Consider the following 17,617-nt stretch of genomic DNA (forward strand, 5'->3'; position numbering starts at 1 on the left):
TTAGGACAATTGTTTTGATTATAATATAGCATTGAGTTTATATTTAACATTCTAGAAACGATGTATGATAAAATAGAAGAAATTACATTTTTTTCGGGGGGTGTCACGATGGGAAGGTCTTAACATGTAGTCGTCACTTATTTAATAACGATGATTTTAAAAACGTGTTACCTATGCGTGACACATATAATATGGAGGTGAATCCCTAGAAATAGGGAATTAATTGGAAACTTCGACCATAATTAGTTTAATCACATTTTTTCTTTTGATTGCATTAACTACGGTATTCGTTGGATCTGAATTCGCACTTGTTAAAGTGAGATCGACGCGAATTGAACAATTAGTTGAAGAAGGAAATAGAAGCGCAAAAATAGTCAAAAAAATGATAGCTAACTTAGATTATTACCTATCTGCATGTCAGTTAGGTATCACAGTTACATCATTAGGTTTAGGTTGGTTAGGGGAACCCACTTTTGAAAAGTTATTACATCCTCTATTCGACTTATTGCATTTACCTGATGCATTAACTACGACAATTTCATTTGTTATATCATTTATTGCTGTGACTTATTTACACGTGGTATTAGGTGAATTAGCACCTAAATCATTTGCGATTCAACATACTGAACAACTCGCATTACTTTATTCAAGACCGCTTTATTACTTCGGTAATATCATGAAACCATTAATTTGGTTAATGAATGGTTCGGCACGTGTGATTGTAAGAATGTTTGGTTTCGATCCAGACGCTCAATCGGATGCGATGTCAGAGGAAGAAATTAAAATTATTATAAATAACAGTTATAACGGCGGAGAAATCAATCAAACAGAGCTTGCATATATGCAGAATATCTTTTCATTTGACGAACGCCATGCAAAAGATATCATGGTACCACGTACGCAAATGGTTACACTCAATGAACCATTTAACGTGGATGAGTTACTTGAAACGATAAAAGAACATCAATTTACCCGTTATCCTATCACTGAAGATGGGGATAAAGACCATGTAAAAGGATTTATAAACGTTAAAGAATTTTTAACAGAATATGCTTCAGGTAAACCGATTAAAATTGCAAACTACATTCATGAGTTGCCAATGATTTCAGAAACTACTCGCATAAGTGATGCACTTATAAGAATGCAAAGAGAACATGTGCATATTAGTTTAATCATTGACGAATATGGTGGCACAGCTGGTATCTTGACTATGGAAGATATTCTAGAAGAAATCGTTGGTGAAATTCGTGATGAGTTTGATGATGATGAAGTGAATGACATCGTTAAATTGGACGATTCAACATATCAGATTAATGGTCGTGTACTATTAGATGACCTTAATGAACAATATGGTATCGAATTTGAAGATTCTGAAGACATAGATACAATTGGTGGTTGGCTTCAATCACGCAATACGAATTTACAAAAAGATGATTATGTTGATACTGAGTATGATCGTTGGGTTATTACTGAAATCGACAATCATCAAATTATTTGGATCAATTTAAAATATGAATTTAATAATCATCGACCATCTGTAGATGAAGAAGATGAAAGTGAAAATTCTGATTCATAATGCTTTTAAGACGCTTAAACTTAATGTTTAAGCGTCTTTATTTGTATCTCATATAGGCGATAAGTTATGCTTAATGACACAATTTAAAAGAAATATTTCAAATCATTCATGATGGAAGAGAACTACAAAATTAATTTTAATAAATTATATTTTTGTTCCAAACCTATGAAAAGTTTGGATAAAAAGGAGAGAAATATAAATGGTAAATGATACACAAGTTTTAAATAATGGATATCCAATGCCTTCAATTGGTTTAGGTGTTTATAAAATTACTGATGAAGATATGGAAAATGTAGTGAATACTGCTATAGAAACAGGTTATCGTGCTTTTGATACTGCATATTTTTATGGAAATGAAGTAGCATTAGGTAAAGCTTTACAGAATTCAGGAGTAGATAGAGAAGATTTATTTATTACATCTAAATTATGGAACGATTATCAAGGATATGACAATACGATTGAATATTTTAATCAGTCCTTAGAAAACTTAGGTTTAGACTATATTGATCTATTTCTAATTCACTGGCCATGCGAAAAAGATGGTTTGTACATAGAATCTTATAAAGCCTTAGAAAAACTATATGAAGAAGGTAAAATTAAAGCTATTGGAGTTTGCAACTTTAAAAAGCATCATTTGGAAAAGTTAATGAAGGAAACGGAAGTAGTTCCTCAAGTTAACCAAATAGAATTACATCCTTATTTCAACCAGGAAGACGTTCAAGCATTTTGTGATGACCATGACATTAAGGTAACTGCATGGATGCCTCTAATGAGAAATAGAGGTTTATTAGATGATCCGACAATAGTAGATATAACGAAACGTTATGATAAAACGCCTGCTCAAATTGTTTTACGCTGGCATTTAGCACATAATCGAATGATTATACCTAAATCTAAGACACCAGAACGAATTGAAGAAAACTTTGATATATTGGATTTTAACTTAGAACTCACAGATGTTGCGGAAATTGATAGTTTAAATAAAGGTGCACGTCAAGGTAAAGACCCCGATGAGGTGAGTATAGGAGATTTGAAATAGTATCAAGCATAGTGATGATTGACTGCGTAAACTTTAAAAAGTTCTATTTTTTACATTATTTTTGAAGAAAATATATTTATTAATTTATAATAAAGGGTAGAAATAAGTATTGAGCTAAAGTTAAGATTATGTAAATAAATAGCTTTGGCTAGAATATACTATTAAGAAATTGATAAAATATTATTAAATCAATTTATAGAAAAGGATGTAATCAGATGAAAGTCAGAGTCATCGTTCCTTGTTATAACGAAGGCGAAGTCGTATTAAAAACTTATGACAAATTGACTGAAATTATGTCGAAGGATAGTTCAGTTAAAAACTATGAATACGATTTATTATTTATTGATGATGGTAGCAAGGACACTACGATTGACCATTTACAAAATCTTGCTGCTTACGATAGCCATGTTAAGTTTCTATCATTTAGTAGAAATTTCGGAAAAGAAGCTGCAATGATTGCTGGTTATCAAAATAGCACTGATCATGATGCTGTAGTGATGATTGATGGCGATTTACAACATCCTCCTGAATATATACCTCAAATGGTTGAAGGATATTTAGAGGGATATGATCAAGTTATTGCTAAAAGAGACCGTAAAGGTGAAAACTTCGCTCGCAAATCTATGTCTCGTTTTTATTATAAAATGATCAATACTTTTGTAGAGGATATTCAATTTGAGGATGGTGTGGGTGACTTTAGATTACTAAGCCAACGTGCGGTGCAAGCCTTAACATCACTTGATGAGTATAATCGTTTTTCGAAAGGATTATTTGAGTGGATAGGTTATAATACTAAGATATTCACTTATGAAAATGTGACACGTGAAGCAGGCGAATCGAAGTGGACATTCAGAAAACTATTAAATTATGGTATTGATGGTTTGATTTCATTTAATAATAAGCCATTGCGTATGATGATTTATTTAGGAATGTTTACTTTCTCAATTAGTATTTTATATATCGTCTATTTATTTATTAATATTTTAATTTCAGGTATTAACATACCTGGTTATTTCACAACTATTGCTGCGATCCTCCTATTAGGGGGGATACAACTTATATCTATTGGCGTGATAGGTGAATATATCGGTCGTATATACTATGAAGTTAAACATAGACCGAAATATATTGTACAAGCGACTAATCTTAAACCTATTGATAATGAATCTAGTCAGAAACAAACACATAATAAAGTTGAAACACCACAATATAAAAATAGAGATGACTATTATAAATTGAGTACTTATCGTAGGGAAAGTGCGCAAGTTAAGTCTAAAACCCAAGCTAGTCAGCAACAAGATCGTTATAAAGAACATGTTTATTAAAGGAAAGAGAGTATCAAAACAAAATTAGTTTTGATACTCTCTTTTGTAATTTTTACGAAAAGTTAAACTTTTTTAATGTAAGCATCATAGTTGTTCCCACATTAAGTTCACTTTCTACTGATATTGAGGCATCGATTTGTTGTGCAAGTTCACTGGCAATGTATAATCCTAGTCCCGAACCACCTGTTTTCGTATTTCTTGAATCTTCTACTCTAAATGTTCTTTCAAAGATGCGAGATTGAAGTTCATGCATAATACCAATGCCTTCATCTTTAATAGCTATATTAATGCTATCTTTATTAGCATTTTCAGAAATAATAATATCAATTCGACTTCCATAATTAGAAAACTTTAATGCGTTATCTAATAAATTTGTCAAAATACGCTCTAAAGGAGGACGATATTGATAAAAAGCGTCAATACGACTACAGAAATTAACTTCCAATGATCGATGTTCAAGTTTAATACGTTGTTCGTAGGTTTGTAATATATTTACAAGTAACTGATCCAATTGAATTAATTCTAATGGATAGGAACGACCTGTGTTAAGTGATATCACATGTGTCATATCATCAAATAAGGTGGATAGACGGTTGGCCTGTTTAATTAACGTCTCATAGGCTGCATGTACTTCTTGCTGTTCTTGGATGACTCCATCACGTAAACCTTCAGTATATGAAATAATTCCTGCAAGTGGTGTCTTTAAATCATGGGCAAGATTTTGAATAATTTCAGTTTTTTCCTGTTGTTCATTTTTAATCATGTCCATTTGTTTAGTGATTTCATCTGCCATTTTATTGAATGAGTCATTTAATTCTCTAATTTCTCTGGGTGATTGGAAAGTATCATCATCTATTAAATGCTCACCGTTGACGAACTGTTTCGTCTTAATGTTGAATTGTTTAATTTTCTGGATTAAAGGATTAATAAAGATACTGCATATTAATAGTGTTAAACAACTTGTAATCATTGTCGTAATGCTTAAGCTTAAGGTCATGTGACCATTGAACCACATAAGTTTATACGCAATGACCAGTATAATGGTTGTTAAGAGTACACTGGAAATAACGCCGATAGCGATTTGGCTACGAATAGAGAACATGCTTATCGGCTCCTTTCAAATTTATATCCTAACCCCCATACCGTTGTTATTGTATATGAGATGAAATGATGTTTCTCTAATTTTTCTCGTATGCGATGAATATGAACATTAACAGTATTTGCATCCTCGTAGTAATCATATCCCCAAACATTTTCTAAAAGTTCTGACTTGGAAATGACTTCATTTTCACGAGAGGCAAGGTACCATAATAATTCAAACTCTTTAATACGCATAGGAATTTCTTCACTATTTATGGTTAATGTTTTACTTTGATTTTTCAAAATGAGACCGTTAAATTCAAGTTGCTCGGTCTGATGATTAGATTGATATTTACTAATACGTGCAAGTAAATTATTTATCCGTAATACTAGTTCTCTAGGGCTGAATGGTTTCTTAACATAATCATCAGCGCCTAATGTTAAAGCGTAAATTGTGTCGTGTTCTTGTGTCTTAGCTGTTAAGTAAATAAAAGGAATATCAAGTTGCTGCGCCTTCATTTCTTTTACAATATCGTAACCTGAAACTTCAGGCATCATAATATCTAAAATCATGACATCGATTTCTGATGACAGCAATTTGATGGCTTCTTTACCATTTGTTGTCGTTGTTACGTGATAACCTTCATATTCAAAATAAGTCTGACAAATATCTACAATATCTTGCTCATCATCTACGATTAGTAAGTGGGTCATGCTTGTCTTCACCTCGGTTGTTACGTACTCTTAATTGAGTGATAACTTCTTTAAGTGAAATCTTGTTAATTAGTGAGTGACTCATTAATAAGATTATAAAGAATGCTAATTGTAAAGGGTACGTAAAAATCATATCTGCTAAGATATAATTTATCATAACAAAGGCACCAAAGAAACTTGCAGTATAAGCCAAAACGCCTAAGATTAAACCTAGACCGATTGCCATTTCTCCTAACGGGATAATGAAGTTAAATAAACCTGTGGAATGGGAGACAATATTTTCGAAAAACCATTTATACCATTGCGGAGAATCTGTATTATCGCGAATGACAGGTACTAGACCATTAAGTGTGAAATCGCCTGTAAACTTCTCCAAACCTTGCCGGAAAATGACAATTCCAGAACCTACGCGAATGATAAAAATTATTAATAAACTTAACTTGTTCATAGTTTTTCCTCTCTCTCTTTCTCTCAATACAAACATATGAATATGTGATTAAGTTATTTTAATTTTGCTCCACCGAAAATGACATGAGCCTTTTCACAATAAATTGTTACTTCGTTGTATTTATTTAAATCAATGTTCTTTAAATCAAATGTTTGTTGAGATTTGTTGTAATCCACTGTTGAAATTTTCTTTCCTGATTTAATATTGCCATCTTTCGTTAAGTATACATATAGGTCTGGTCCTTTAGATGACTTATAGTCTTTAAGCATCAATTTGCCATTTTCAATTTTTGCTGTACCTTCGACCTTTTCGCCATTTTTTGATTTAAATGTACCAGATAATTTTTTTGATTTATCAGTTTTAACTTTGCTTTCTTCTTGTTGTTTATCTTTGTCGTGAGCATGTTCATTATTTGTATTAGAATTTCCACAAGCTCCTAAAGTAAGGGATGTCACAATTGCGCTTACTGCTAATAAATATTTGGTATTCATGATGTATTCCTCTTTTCTATTTGTATTTAAGATAAGTTTAATCGGAGTAACAAATATAAACCATTAACTTTTTATTAACTACATTTAAAAAAGAATTAAATCAAAATAATTTTTATTTATAGATTTAAGTATTAATGTGATTTTAAAGATTAAAATAAAAAGCGGAGAATTAGAAGGTAAAAAAAGACTGAGATAACAATGATTATCTCAGTCCAAATATAGATGTTGGAAATAGGTGAGGAAATTAAGAGTTCTTATTACGATTAACAAAGTATAAGTATTATAAGTTTCCTTTCACAAAAAAGATACCTTGCCACAAAATATATGCTATGAATAGGAAGTAAATAATCACAAATACATACCAAAATGGTGTCAAAATCATCATTAAAGTCAATGATAAAATTATAATAATTGTACCAGTGGTGATAGGTCTTTTAACTTTTCGTAATAAAGACAGGTGTTCGATTTCAGATAACTTAAAGGTTCCTACAAATAGCAATACAGCGCCAATAATAAATATCGCTGGTGCTAAATAAGGTAAAGACATGTATACAGATTGTTCACTAGAAATATCAGTGATAAATTGAGCTAAACTGATGACTATGGCAAATATAGTAGCGATAAATTTTTGTTCTTTTATCAAAAATGGATATAATTTGTGATTTAAATATATCTGTAAAAATGTCCATACTAAAAATAAAATTGTAGTGAATAAAGTTATGAAATTAAACTTATCAATCACAAATATATCAATCACACAGTTGATTGATATTGATAATAATATGGAGCTAAACTTAAGTTGTTTGTATTGATGCCGATATAAGTCTAAACCGGTAACGAGTATGACAACGGCAATATTAATTAATATAAATATAATCATGTTGAACTCCTATCCATAATTCTTCATCTCAACATTATATCAATTAACATAAACTTAATCATTACATAACACTCAAGAAACTTTAACTTATTAATTATTTTAAACTCCTTTTTTATTACTCCACAATAATGTATGTAATTGTGGAAGTACATAAACATGGTTCATCTCATCACTTTCCATCACTCTGTCTACTAGTTCTTCATATCTTTCTAATAATTTATCAGTATGGTTTTCGACTTCATCTTCTAAATAGGGATTACCCACTTGAAGGTAAAATGGAATTGAAGGGTAACGATGGTGAATCATTGTTGCAAATTCATAATCTTCTTCATTAAATATAACAACTTTTAAATTAAGTGTGTCATGTACACATTGATCAATAACTGAATCTAATGTATTTAAATTTGGTTTCATCATTGAACTAGGTGGTTTAGGACTAATGGTTAAATCATTAATTTGAGTCATCCAGGGTTGGAATTTACTTCCTTGTGTTTCTAATGCTGTATAAATATTTTTCTCTTCAAACAAATCTACTAAATCTTGAATTCCTTTAATTAGGGCTGGATTACCTCCTGAGATAGTGACATGATTAAAATGGTTGCCACCTACTTCGAGTAATTCTTCATAGATTTCTTCAGCCGTAAGTAGACGGATATCTTCCTTAGCACTACCATCCCAGGTAAATGCTGAGTCGCACCAACTACAACGATAATCACAACCAGCTGTACGCACAAACATCGTTTTACGGCCAATTACACGACCTTCGCCTTGAATCGTAGGTCCAAATACTTCTAAAACAGGAATCTTAGCCATAAATTACTGAGCATCCTTTGGTCTATAAACTACATAGCTTGTTGGTGTTTCACGTAAGAATACTTGAACACATTTAGGCTGATTATCACGTTTACTCAAGTAGTCTTTTACCATAGTATAAATTGTTTGTGCGACAATTTCTGTAGATGGATTTTTGCCTTTAAATGGTTCTAAATCATTTAATAAATGATGATCGAATTGATTGTGGATTAACTTTTTCAAATCGGCAAAGTTTACAAGGAAACCATTATGATCTAATTCATCCCCAGCTATAGTTATGTTTACGAAATACGTATGACCATGTGTCCTCATACATTTTCCAGCATCTTCACAAGGGATATAATGTGCAGCAGAAAAATTAAAGTCTTTATTTAATTCGAATTGGTAGGGGTGTTCTACACTTGGATAGATTTGTTGTAACATATTACTCGACTCCTTTGCTTTCTAAATAATGATGTAAACCACGTGCTCTTAACTTGCAAGCAGGACACTCTCCACATCCATCTCCGATAACACCGTTATAACACGTTAGTGTATTATGGCGTACATAATCTAATACACCTAATTCATCACTTAATTCCCATGTTTGAGCTTTATCTAGCCACATTAATGGAGTATGAATGACAAAATCTTTATCCATTGAAAGGCTCAATGTCACATTCATTGATTTAATGAAACTGTCTCTGCAATCTGGGTATCCTGAAAAGTCAGTTTCGCATACGCCAGTGATGATGTGTTTAGCATTAAGTTGGTAAGCTAAGGCTCCGGCAAATGATAAAAACAATAAATTACGTGCAGGAACAAATGTATTAGGTATACCATCATCATTTTCTTCAATCTCTAAATCATGTTGTGTTAATGCATTAGGTGTGAGTTGAGATAAAAGAGACATATCTAAGATATGATGTTTTAAATTTTGTTCATTTGCAATTTTTTTAGCGACTTCAATTTCAGTATCGTGTCTTTGACCATAGTTAAATGTGACAAGTTCTACTTCTTTAAAATGTTTTTTTGCATAAAATAAACAAGTCGTACTGTCTTGACCACCACTAAATACTACGATAGCTTTGTCTTTGTCTAAGGTACTTTTAGTCATAGCAATTACTCCTCATCATTAAAATTTGACATAAAAAAAGTCTATCTCTATAAAAAAGATAGACACGAGGATGTAAGAACACATATAGTTTTAATCAAATAACCAAAAGTATATGTATACTCACATTCATTGGAGTTGAATACTCGTCTAGTTTTTTATAGAGGGTTTCGGCTAGGAACCTCTTTTTTATTAATTTTGTACGCAAAATAGAATAAACGATATACTGTATAAAATCAAGTCACGTTCTGTGATAATAGAGTGACAAATATAATAAAATAATAAAATTTAATTTTTCGGAGCAAACTTATGATTGTAATGATAGATAACCATGATTCTTTTACTTATAATTTAATAGATTATCTTAAAGTTCAAACGACTGATGAGGTTAAAGTTATATCAGTTAATGAAGTATCAATTACAAAGCTTAAAAAGTTGAGTCCTAAAGCTATTATTATTTCACCTGGGCCCGGTAAACCAAGTGATTATCCGGTACTTTCAACCATTATTTCTCATTATGACCAACTTATTCCAATTCTTGGCGTTTGTTTAGGCTTCCAACTCATTGTTGAATATTATGGTGGTCGTATTATTCATAGCCCTAAACCTATACATGGTCATACCACTACTCTACGCCATACCAATGAAGGTATTTTCAAAGGACTTCCTCAAGAGTTTAACGTGATGAGATATCACTCATTAATGGTAGATCCAGAATACATACCAAACACTTTAAAGGTCACTGCGACTAATGACGAGAATGTTATTATGGCAGTTCAACATCAATATTTATCCATTTATGGTGTGCAATACCACCCAGAATCTATTTTAAGTGAATATGGTCATGACCAACTTAAATTATTTTTAAATGAGGCAGGCGTTGAATATGCATGTTGAATTCAATTACCGATATTTTGAAGATGAAGAAAGTTGTACGGATTATCATATTCTGATGGAAGAATATCTAGATTCTAAGATTGCATACAGTGTTGAGGAAGTGGGGAATGTTATTCATTTTGCTGAAAATGAACAGCAAAAAGGTTACTATGTCGCAGTCTATATAGCGTATGAAGCGGCTCCCTATTTTAATAAGCATATGTGTGTAAATACAACAGGGGAAGCAAAGATTTTAGCAGCTGCATATTCTTTCAAGTGTGGTCGAGATGTAGAGAGAAATCGTCGTCATGATGGTGCTCATACAAATAATGCTTTATCGCATCATTTTAAATTCATAGAAAGTGATGAAGCAATGATTGACAAAATAAAGCACATTCAAAAAGCCATAGTAGATGGCCATACATATCAAGTTAACTACACTACGCGATTAATTTCAGATATTCAGTTACCTATTAAAGCACTATATGACAAACTGAATAATCAACAAAATGGTAGTTATACAGCTCTAATCGATACACCTGATATAAAAGTAGCGTCTATTTCTCCAGAGTTGTTCTTTCAAAAAGGAAAATTTGGAGGTAAGAGCAACATCATTGTTAGTAAACCTATGAAAGGAACTATGCCCAGAGGTCAAACTATAGAGGAAGACGAAACATTATATAATAAATTAAAACATTCTGATAAAGATAGAGCCGAAAATGTCATGATAGTAGATTTGTTAAGAAATGATATTTCTCGAATTTCACAAAGTGGCACAGTTAATGTATACAAACCATTTATGATTGAGCGTTATAACACAGTATTTCAAATGACGAGCATGGTTACTGGACAGCTAGAGTCAGAAATGAAGCTCATAAATATTTTAACTGCTTTATTTCCTTGTGGATCAATTACAGGCGCACCTAAATTAAGTACCATGAAATATATTGAACAATTAGAATCATCCCCTCGCTCAATATATTGTGGAACGATAGGTATGTTACTACCAGAAGGACGTATGATTTTTAATATTCCAATACGTACGATTGAATATAGAAATCAAAGTGCAATCTATGGCGTTGGCGCTGGTATTACTATTGATTCTATCCCTGAAAATGAAGTTCAAGAATTCCACGACAAAACTAAAATCTTGGAGGATTTGTAAGATGCAATTATTTGAAACAATGAAACTTGAAGATGGTTGTATATATAGAGAAGTTTATCATTTAAAAAGAATTACAGAATCAAGCAAAGAGTTAAAATTTAATTTTGATCAACAGCAATGGTATGAGTTAACTCAAATGATAAAGACGACATATCCAAATGGCAAATATCGTTTGAAGTTAACTTTAGAACAAAATGGGCAATTAAATTATGTACTCGCACCTTTAGCAAATAAGACATTTTTTACAGCAAAAATGGTTCAAAGATCTCATCTAGTAAAAGAATCGATTATCGTTAATAAAACTTCTGAACGTCATTATCTAGAACATAGTCATGAAACAGATTTAATACTTTTATATGATGAAAATGGAAAAATTTTGGAATTTGACATTGGCAACATTATGATCGAGGAAGGAAATGAATGGTACACACCATGTTATAACGATGACTTTCTACGAGGTTGTATGCGTCAATCACTTATTGATCAAGGTAAATTAAAAACGAAGAATATAGATATAGATGATTTTAGAAAGAAATTACAAAGAAAACAAATTAATGTCTATTTAATCAATAGTCTACGAGAGGTTGCCGATGTCAAAATTTATCTATAAAATTAATATGAAAGAAATTTGAATATTTAAAAGAAGAGGTAGCCTATGACAATCTTATGGTTAGTTATCTTAGTTGTGCTCGCAATTTTAAATAAATATATTGTTCAAAAATTGTTATCGCAAAATAAAATGCTTTACGCACGAATTTGTGCAACGATAACTAGCCTATGTGCATGTCTATTGGTTTATCTTTTAATAAAATCGTTGATGCCGCATGTCATTGATTTAATGAATGTGTTTTATCATTACTAATTTGTATGAGGTGGAAATATGAAAATATACAGTCAAGGCGACCAAGCTATTGTTGTATCTATAGAAAAAGATGTATCTCAAAACCTTACAGAGGATTTATTAGCATTAAGATCATATTTAATTGATAAAGCATATCCATTTATTACTGAAATTGTACCTACAGAATCTGATTTAATGATTTGCTATGATGCTAGAGACATGATTAAACATCACAATATTCAATCACCATTTTTATATATGAAAGCTTTAATTGATTCAATACAAATGGAAATTAACCACCATGAGGGTGAACAACAACTTATTGAGGTACCCATCGTATATGGTGATGAATTTGGTCCAGACCTCCCTGAATTATTAAAGCATCTTAAACTTAAATTATCGGACTTTATACAATTACATACCGGTGCGAACTACTTTGTTTCAATGATGGGATATTCTCCTGGATTTCCATATTTAACGGGTATGCATAAAAAGTTACATGTTAATCATACGAGTAAACACAAAAAATTTATCCCAGCTGGTTCAGTTATTCTTGAGGGGAAAAAATGTGGAATTGTAACTACTGATACGTATAACGATTGGTTGGTCATAGGATATACACCACTTAAATTATTCTTTCCTAATCAAGAAGATTTTACGTTATTTAAATTAGGGGACAATGTAACTTTCAAAGCGAAAGAGAAAAACGATATAGAGCTAGGAGATTTTAAACATGTCAATCATAATTGAAAATAGTGGGCTATTTAGTAGTTTTCAAGATTTTGGGCGAGATGGTTATGAACATGACGGCGTAATACCTGGTGGGGCTTTAGATGATTTAGCTCATGAAATTGCAAACCGACTTGTAGCCAATGACAAAAATGAAGCTACGCTTGAAATGACACATAAAATGGCAACGATTCGTTTTACTGAACCTGCGTTGATTGCTTTAACTGGTGGTAATTTCAAAGCCGAAACTCAAAATATAAAAGTATACCCTAATAAATTATATCTTATAGAAAAAGGGGAAGTACTTAAATTTAAAGAAACAAGTCGCACCTCACGTGTATATTTAGCAATTGGTGGAGGATTTAAGTTAGATAGATGGCTTGATTCTACGTCTACAGATTTCAATGTTAAAATAGGTGGTTTTAGAGGGAGGAAATTGGAAAACGGGGATGAAGTAGAATTAAAACGCGACTATTCTAAACGTCATATTAAATTATTTGAAAACTTAGCTAAAACACGGACAACGGATTGGGGAATAGATGGATATGCACTATCCTTTAACTACATTTCAGACGTATTTCATGTAGTTAAGAACAAAGGTACCGAGGATTTTAAGAAGGATGCTATTCAACGTTTTACGTTAACTGATTATAAAGTATCTAGTAAAACGAATAGAGTAGGAATGTTATTAGATGGTCAGAAAATCAAAGCCTATTATGATGATATGCCGGCACATCAATCAGTTAAAAAAGGAACAATACAAGTTAAAAGAGATGGTACACCTATCGTTTTATTAAATGATCACTATACATTAGGAAGTTATCCTCAAATTGGAACAATAGCAAGTTATCATTTAACAAAGTTAGCTCAAAAACCTCAAGGGTCTAAATTAAAATTCCAATTTATAGATATTGAAACAGCGGAGAAGAATTTGATTAAGTATAGTAACTGGTTAAACCAGCTGTTTCATGGTATTGAGTATCGTATGCAACTTGAAATGATGAAATAGCTAGTTGAAGAGGATAAATTAAAGTTTTTTATTAGCTAGTACTAAAGTATGATGAAATGATTGGGATAAATAATTATAATTAGATATTGTTTTATAAAATCTTTGAGTCGCACAACTATTTGATTTATTTGTATTAGTGACAACAACATACATTTATATCGTGTTTTTACTTGATATTTGTAACACATTACTATATATTTATAAATTGAACTATGTATTATTGTTACAATATGATTACAAACATCATAATTTCTTAATAAAAAGTTAACATCTTTAAAGTATGAGTTAGTACTAAACTTTATTACGAACTAGCTTACATTGAATTATTAATAATGAATTTTATAAAATGAATAAATAGTTATCAAACACTGAGCCAATGGAACATTAAAGGAAATAAAAATAACCAGTAAATATTGAATTGTCGGAAAGCGACAATATATCATTTTGATAATTAAGTATTAAATCCAAAGTACGTATTAAGTTTTATAATTAATTTCTGATTATCAACTTTGAAATTTTTTATTTGATTATTAAACATTGTGATAAATGTATAAAAATGATTTATTACTATTAACGGAGGAAACAAACATGAGTTTACCCAAAAAGAAAATTAGTCTTTTTGCGTTCTTCTTATTAACGGTATTCACGATTACCTTGAAGACGTATTTTTCATATTATGTTGATTTTTCTTTAGGTGTTAAGGGATTAGTTCAAAACTTAATATTACTTATGAATCCTTATAGTTTAATTGCACTAACTTTGAGTGTGTTCTTATTCTTTAAAGGTAAGAAAGCTTTCTGGTTCATGTTTATTGGGGGATTCCTATTAACGTTTCTACTTTATGCAAACGTTGTATACTTCCGATTCTTCTCAGACTTTTTAACATTTAGCACATTGAACCAAGCAGGTAACGTTGAATCAATGGGTGGCGCTGTCGGAGCATCATTTAAATGGTACGACTTCGTTTATTTCATTGATACGATTATTTACCTTATTATTTTAATTTTTAAACGTAATTGGTTGGATACAAGAGCATTTAGTAAGAAATTTGTTCCAGTTGTAATGGCAGCTTCAGTGGCTTTATTCTTTTTAAACTTAGCATTTGCAGAAACAGATAGACCTGAATTATTAACTAGAACATTTGACCATAAATATCTTGTTAAATACTTAGGTCCTTATAACTTTACTGTTTATGATGGCGTAAAAACAATTCAAAACAATCAACAAAAGGCACTTGCTTCTGAAGATGATTTAACTAAAGTTTTAAATTATACAAAGCAAAAGCGCACTGAACCAAATCAAGAGTATTATGGTGTAGCGAAAAAGAAAAATATTATTAAAATACACTTGGAAAGTTTCCAAACTTTCTTAATTAACAAAAAGGTAAACGGTAAAGAAGTTACCCCATTCTTGAATAAATTATCAAGTGGTAAACAAGACTTTACTTATTTCCCAAACTTCTTCCATCAAACTGGACAAGGTAAAACATCCGATGCCGAGTTTACTATGGATAATAGTTTATATGGATTACCACAAGGTTCTGCATATTCACTTAAAGGCGATAACACTTATCAATCATTACCAGCTATTTTAGACCAAAAAGAAGGTTACACTTCAAACGTTATGCACGGTGACTATAAAACATTCTGGAACCGTGACCAAGTGTACAAACATTTTGGTATTGATAAGTTCTATGATGCAACATATTTTGATATGTCTGATGATAATATTGTTAACCTTGGTCTTAAAGATAAACCGTTCTTTAAAGCATCAGCTGACTATCAATCTAAAATGAAAAAACCGTTCTACTCTCATATGATTACATTAACGAACCACTATCCATTCACATTGGATGAAAAAGATGCATCAATTGATAAACCTAACACAGGTGACACAACAGTAGACGGTTATATTCAAACAGCACATTATCTTGACCAAGCTTTAGAAGAGTACATTACTGATCTTAAGAAAAAAGGTCTTTACGATAATTCAGTTATTATGATTTACGGTGACCACTATGGTATCTCTGAAAATCATAACAACGCTATGGAAAAACTATTAGGTGAGAAAATCACTCCAGCTAAATTTACTGATTTAAACCGTACTGGTTTCTGGTTGAAAATACCTGGTAAATCAGGTGGCGTAAATAAAGAGTATGCTGGCCAAATGGACGTTATGCCAACAATTCTGCACCTAGTAGGTATCGACAGTAAGAACTACTTAATGTTTGGTACAGACATGTTCTCTAAACAACATAATGATGTTGTACCATTTAGAAACGGTGACTTTATTACTAAAGATTATAAATACGTAAATGGTAAACTTTACTCCAATAAAGATAATGAATTACTAACGAAGAAACCTAAGAACTTCGACAAGAATAAGAAACAAGTTGAGAAAGATCTTGAAATGAGTGATAGCGTTCTTAACGGTGACTTATTCAGATTTTACAAAAATCCTGACTTCAAGAAAATTAACCCATCTAAGTATGAATACAAAACAGGTCCTAAAGGTAACGAGAAAAAATAATACTACACATCAATCTGGATTGAGTAGCTTAACCAAGTTTACTCAATCCAGATTTTTCCATTTCACAAAAAAAGAGGGCTATCAGATTCTTCGCGTATCGCGAAACAATTTATCTGATAATCCTCTTTTTTATATAAGCAAAAATTAATCTAAATTAATTAATGTAACTTAAATATAACTAACCCAGAGCAACATCAAGTATCATCATAATCGTAAACCCAATCATTAAGCTCATTGTAGCTAAATCAGTATTATTACTTGATTGAGAATCTGGGATAAGTTCTTCAACGACGACAAAGATCATCGCACCAGCGGCAAAGGCTAATGCATAAGGTAAAACGGGATTTACAACTAAGATAGCAGCTGCACCAATTGTTGCAAAAATAGGCTCAACAATAGCTGAAGCTTGCCCATAATTGAAAGATTTCAATCGAGAAGCACCTGCAGCTCTGATTGGCATGGATAATGCAGCACCTTCAGGAATATTTTGAATACCAATACCTATAGCAAGACCTATTGCACCTAAGAAAGTGGCTTGTCCATTACCTGAGACAACTCCTCCAAACGCTACACCAATTGATAATCCCTCGGGAATATTGTGTAGCGTAATTGCTAATACAAGTAATGTATTTTTACCGAGTGATGTTTTCACACCTTCACGCTGTTGATTTTTATCTTGAGCATTTTGATGAATATGAGGAATAACATAATCTAATGCTCGAATAAAGAAGCCACCAAGAATAAAACCTATTGCAGCAGGAAGCCATGGAACCGAACTTCCTTTACTCGACTCAATAGCAGGTTCTAATAACGACCAAAAACTTGCCGCTATCATAATACCTGCTGCAAAACCTTGCATTGAGTTTAAAACTTTATCATTTACCTTCTTAAACACAAAAACAGCTGCCGCACCAAGCGCGGTTAATAACCACGTGATGATACCAGCTGTGAGTGCTTGAATATATGGTGGCAGATTTTCAAAGAATTGTGCCATAAGTATGTCTCCTTG

At 31.7% G+C, this 17,617-nt stretch carries 19 protein-coding genes and 1 riboswitch; of the genes, 10 read left to right on the forward strand and 9 right to left on the reverse strand.

The window, feature by feature from the left end; genetic code table 11:
* Positions 1 to 223: 223 nt before the first annotated feature.
* The 3 genes from CM54_RS00935 to CM54_RS00945 all read left to right on the forward strand — a co-directional run bounded on the left by CM54_RS00935 (position 224) and on the right by CM54_RS00945 (position 3,940).
* The gene (locus tag CM54_RS00935; protein ID WP_002432987.1) at positions 224 to 1,576 is read left to right on the forward strand and encodes a hemolysin family protein; all 1,353 of its coding nucleotides are present in this window, start codon (positions 224 to 226) and stop codon (positions 1,574 to 1,576) included.
* Positions 1,577 to 1,775: 199 nt separating this feature from the next.
* The gene (locus CM54_RS00940) at positions 1,776 to 2,615 is read left to right on the forward strand and encodes an aldo/keto reductase (RefSeq protein ID WP_037548342.1); all 840 of its coding nucleotides are present in this window, start codon (positions 1,776 to 1,778) and stop codon (positions 2,613 to 2,615) included.
* Between the two features lie 215 nt (positions 2,616 to 2,830).
* Positions 2,831 to 3,940: a glycosyltransferase family 2 protein gene (locus CM54_RS00945; protein ID WP_023350684.1), complete on the forward strand. Its 1,110-nt coding sequence runs from the start codon at positions 2,831 to 2,833 to the stop codon at positions 3,938 to 3,940.
* Between the two features lie 52 nt (positions 3,941 to 3,992).
* On the opposite strand, the gene CM54_RS00950 is transcribed toward CM54_RS00945, so the two are convergent.
* The 8 genes from CM54_RS00950 to queC form a co-directional block, all read right to left on the reverse strand.
* Positions 3,993 to 5,042 (reverse strand): sensor histidine kinase, encoded by a 1,050-nt coding sequence (locus CM54_RS00950; protein WP_002433394.1) that lies wholly within the window; start codon positions 5,040 to 5,042, stop codon positions 3,993 to 3,995.
* 2 nt (positions 5,043 to 5,044) lie between these two features.
* The gene (gene saeR, locus CM54_RS00955) at positions 5,045 to 5,734 is read right to left on the reverse strand and encodes a response regulator transcription factor SaeR (RefSeq protein WP_037548346.1); all 690 of its coding nucleotides are present in this window, start codon (positions 5,732 to 5,734) and stop codon (positions 5,045 to 5,047) included.
* Positions 5,709 to 6,182, reverse strand: a complete 474-nt coding sequence (locus CM54_RS00960; protein ID WP_002433139.1) for a DoxX family membrane protein — start codon at positions 6,180 to 6,182, stop codon at positions 5,709 to 5,711. Before CM54_RS00960 ends, saeR begins: the two co-directional genes overlap by 26 nt.
* Before the next feature lie 53 nt (positions 6,183 to 6,235).
* Entirely contained in the window at positions 6,236 to 6,673 is a 438-nt protein-coding gene (locus CM54_RS00965) for a DM13 domain-containing protein (RefSeq protein ID WP_037548348.1), read from the reverse strand.
* Positions 6,674 to 6,953: 280 nt separating this feature from the next.
* Positions 6,954 to 7,553 (reverse strand): hypothetical protein, encoded by a 600-nt coding sequence (locus CM54_RS00970; RefSeq protein ID WP_002433459.1) that lies wholly within the window; start codon positions 7,551 to 7,553, stop codon positions 6,954 to 6,956.
* 99 nt (positions 7,554 to 7,652) lie between these two features.
* Positions 7,653 to 8,366 (reverse strand): 7-carboxy-7-deazaguanine synthase QueE, encoded by a 714-nt coding sequence (queE, locus tag CM54_RS00975; protein ID WP_030063457.1) that lies wholly within the window; start codon positions 8,364 to 8,366, stop codon positions 7,653 to 7,655.
* Between the two features lie 3 nt (positions 8,367 to 8,369).
* Positions 8,370 to 8,789 carry a 6-carboxytetrahydropterin synthase QueD gene (queD, locus tag CM54_RS00980; RefSeq protein WP_002433142.1) on the reverse strand — a complete coding sequence of 140 codons (420 nt, stop codon included), beginning with the start codon at positions 8,787 to 8,789 and terminating at the stop codon, positions 8,370 to 8,372.
* Position 8,790: 1 nt separating this feature from the next.
* Positions 8,791 to 9,462: a 7-cyano-7-deazaguanine synthase QueC gene (gene queC / locus CM54_RS00985; protein ID WP_002433505.1), complete on the reverse strand. Its 672-nt coding sequence runs from the start codon at positions 9,460 to 9,462 to the stop codon at positions 8,791 to 8,793.
* 141 nt (positions 9,463 to 9,603) lie between these two features.
* A riboswitch (PreQ1 riboswitch) is annotated at positions 9,604 to 9,650 on the reverse strand.
* 118 nt (positions 9,651 to 9,768) lie between these two features.
* On the opposite strand from queC, the gene CM54_RS00990 reads away from it, so the two are divergent.
* The 7 genes from CM54_RS00990 (at position 9,769) to ltaS (ending at position 16,608) form a co-directional block, all read left to right on the forward strand.
* Positions 9,769 to 10,356, forward strand: a complete 588-nt coding sequence (locus CM54_RS00990) for an anthranilate synthase component II (RefSeq protein WP_037548352.1) — start codon at positions 9,769 to 9,771, stop codon at positions 10,354 to 10,356.
* A complete protein-coding gene (gene pabB / locus CM54_RS00995; protein WP_037549783.1) occupies positions 10,346 to 11,500 on the forward strand; it encodes an aminodeoxychorismate synthase component I in 1,155 nt (384 codons plus the stop codon). The genes CM54_RS00990 and pabB overlap by 11 nt, the downstream gene beginning before the upstream one ends.
* 1 nt (position 11,501) lies before the next feature.
* On the forward strand, positions 11,502 to 12,110 hold the full coding sequence (locus CM54_RS01000) for an aminotransferase class IV (RefSeq protein WP_037548355.1): 609 nt from the start codon (positions 11,502 to 11,504) through the stop codon (positions 12,108 to 12,110).
* Between the two features lie 45 nt (positions 12,111 to 12,155).
* Positions 12,156 to 12,362 carry a hypothetical protein gene (locus CM54_RS12250; RefSeq protein WP_049307326.1) on the forward strand — a complete coding sequence of 69 codons (207 nt, stop codon included), beginning with the start codon at positions 12,156 to 12,158 and terminating at the stop codon, positions 12,360 to 12,362.
* 18 nt (positions 12,363 to 12,380) lie between these two features.
* Positions 12,381 to 13,091 (forward strand): allophanate hydrolase subunit 1, encoded by a 711-nt coding sequence (locus CM54_RS01005; RefSeq protein ID WP_002433099.1) that lies wholly within the window; start codon positions 12,381 to 12,383, stop codon positions 13,089 to 13,091.
* Positions 13,075 to 14,079, forward strand: coding sequence for a biotin-dependent carboxyltransferase family protein (locus tag CM54_RS01010; protein ID WP_002433206.1), 1,005 nt, complete (start codon positions 13,075 to 13,077; stop codon positions 14,077 to 14,079). The genes CM54_RS01005 and CM54_RS01010 overlap by 17 nt, the downstream gene beginning before the upstream one ends.
* A 588-nt stretch (positions 14,080 to 14,667) precedes the next feature.
* Positions 14,668 to 16,608: a polyglycerol-phosphate lipoteichoic acid synthase LtaS gene (ltaS, locus tag CM54_RS01015; protein ID WP_037548357.1), complete on the forward strand. Its 1,941-nt coding sequence runs from the start codon at positions 14,668 to 14,670 to the stop codon at positions 16,606 to 16,608.
* A gap of 178 nt (positions 16,609 to 16,786) precedes the next feature.
* Here ltaS and CM54_RS01020 read toward each other — a convergent pair whose 3' ends face one another.
* A complete protein-coding gene (locus CM54_RS01020) occupies positions 16,787 to 17,602 on the reverse strand; it encodes a ZIP family metal transporter (protein ID WP_002433109.1) in 816 nt (271 codons plus the stop codon).
* Positions 17,603 to 17,617 lie beyond the last annotated feature (15 nt).

Origin of the sequence: Staphylococcus sp. TE8 (genome assembly GCF_000692055.1) — a bacterium.
GTDB classification, from domain to species: domain Bacteria; phylum Bacillota; class Bacilli; order Staphylococcales; family Staphylococcaceae; genus Staphylococcus; species Staphylococcus capitis.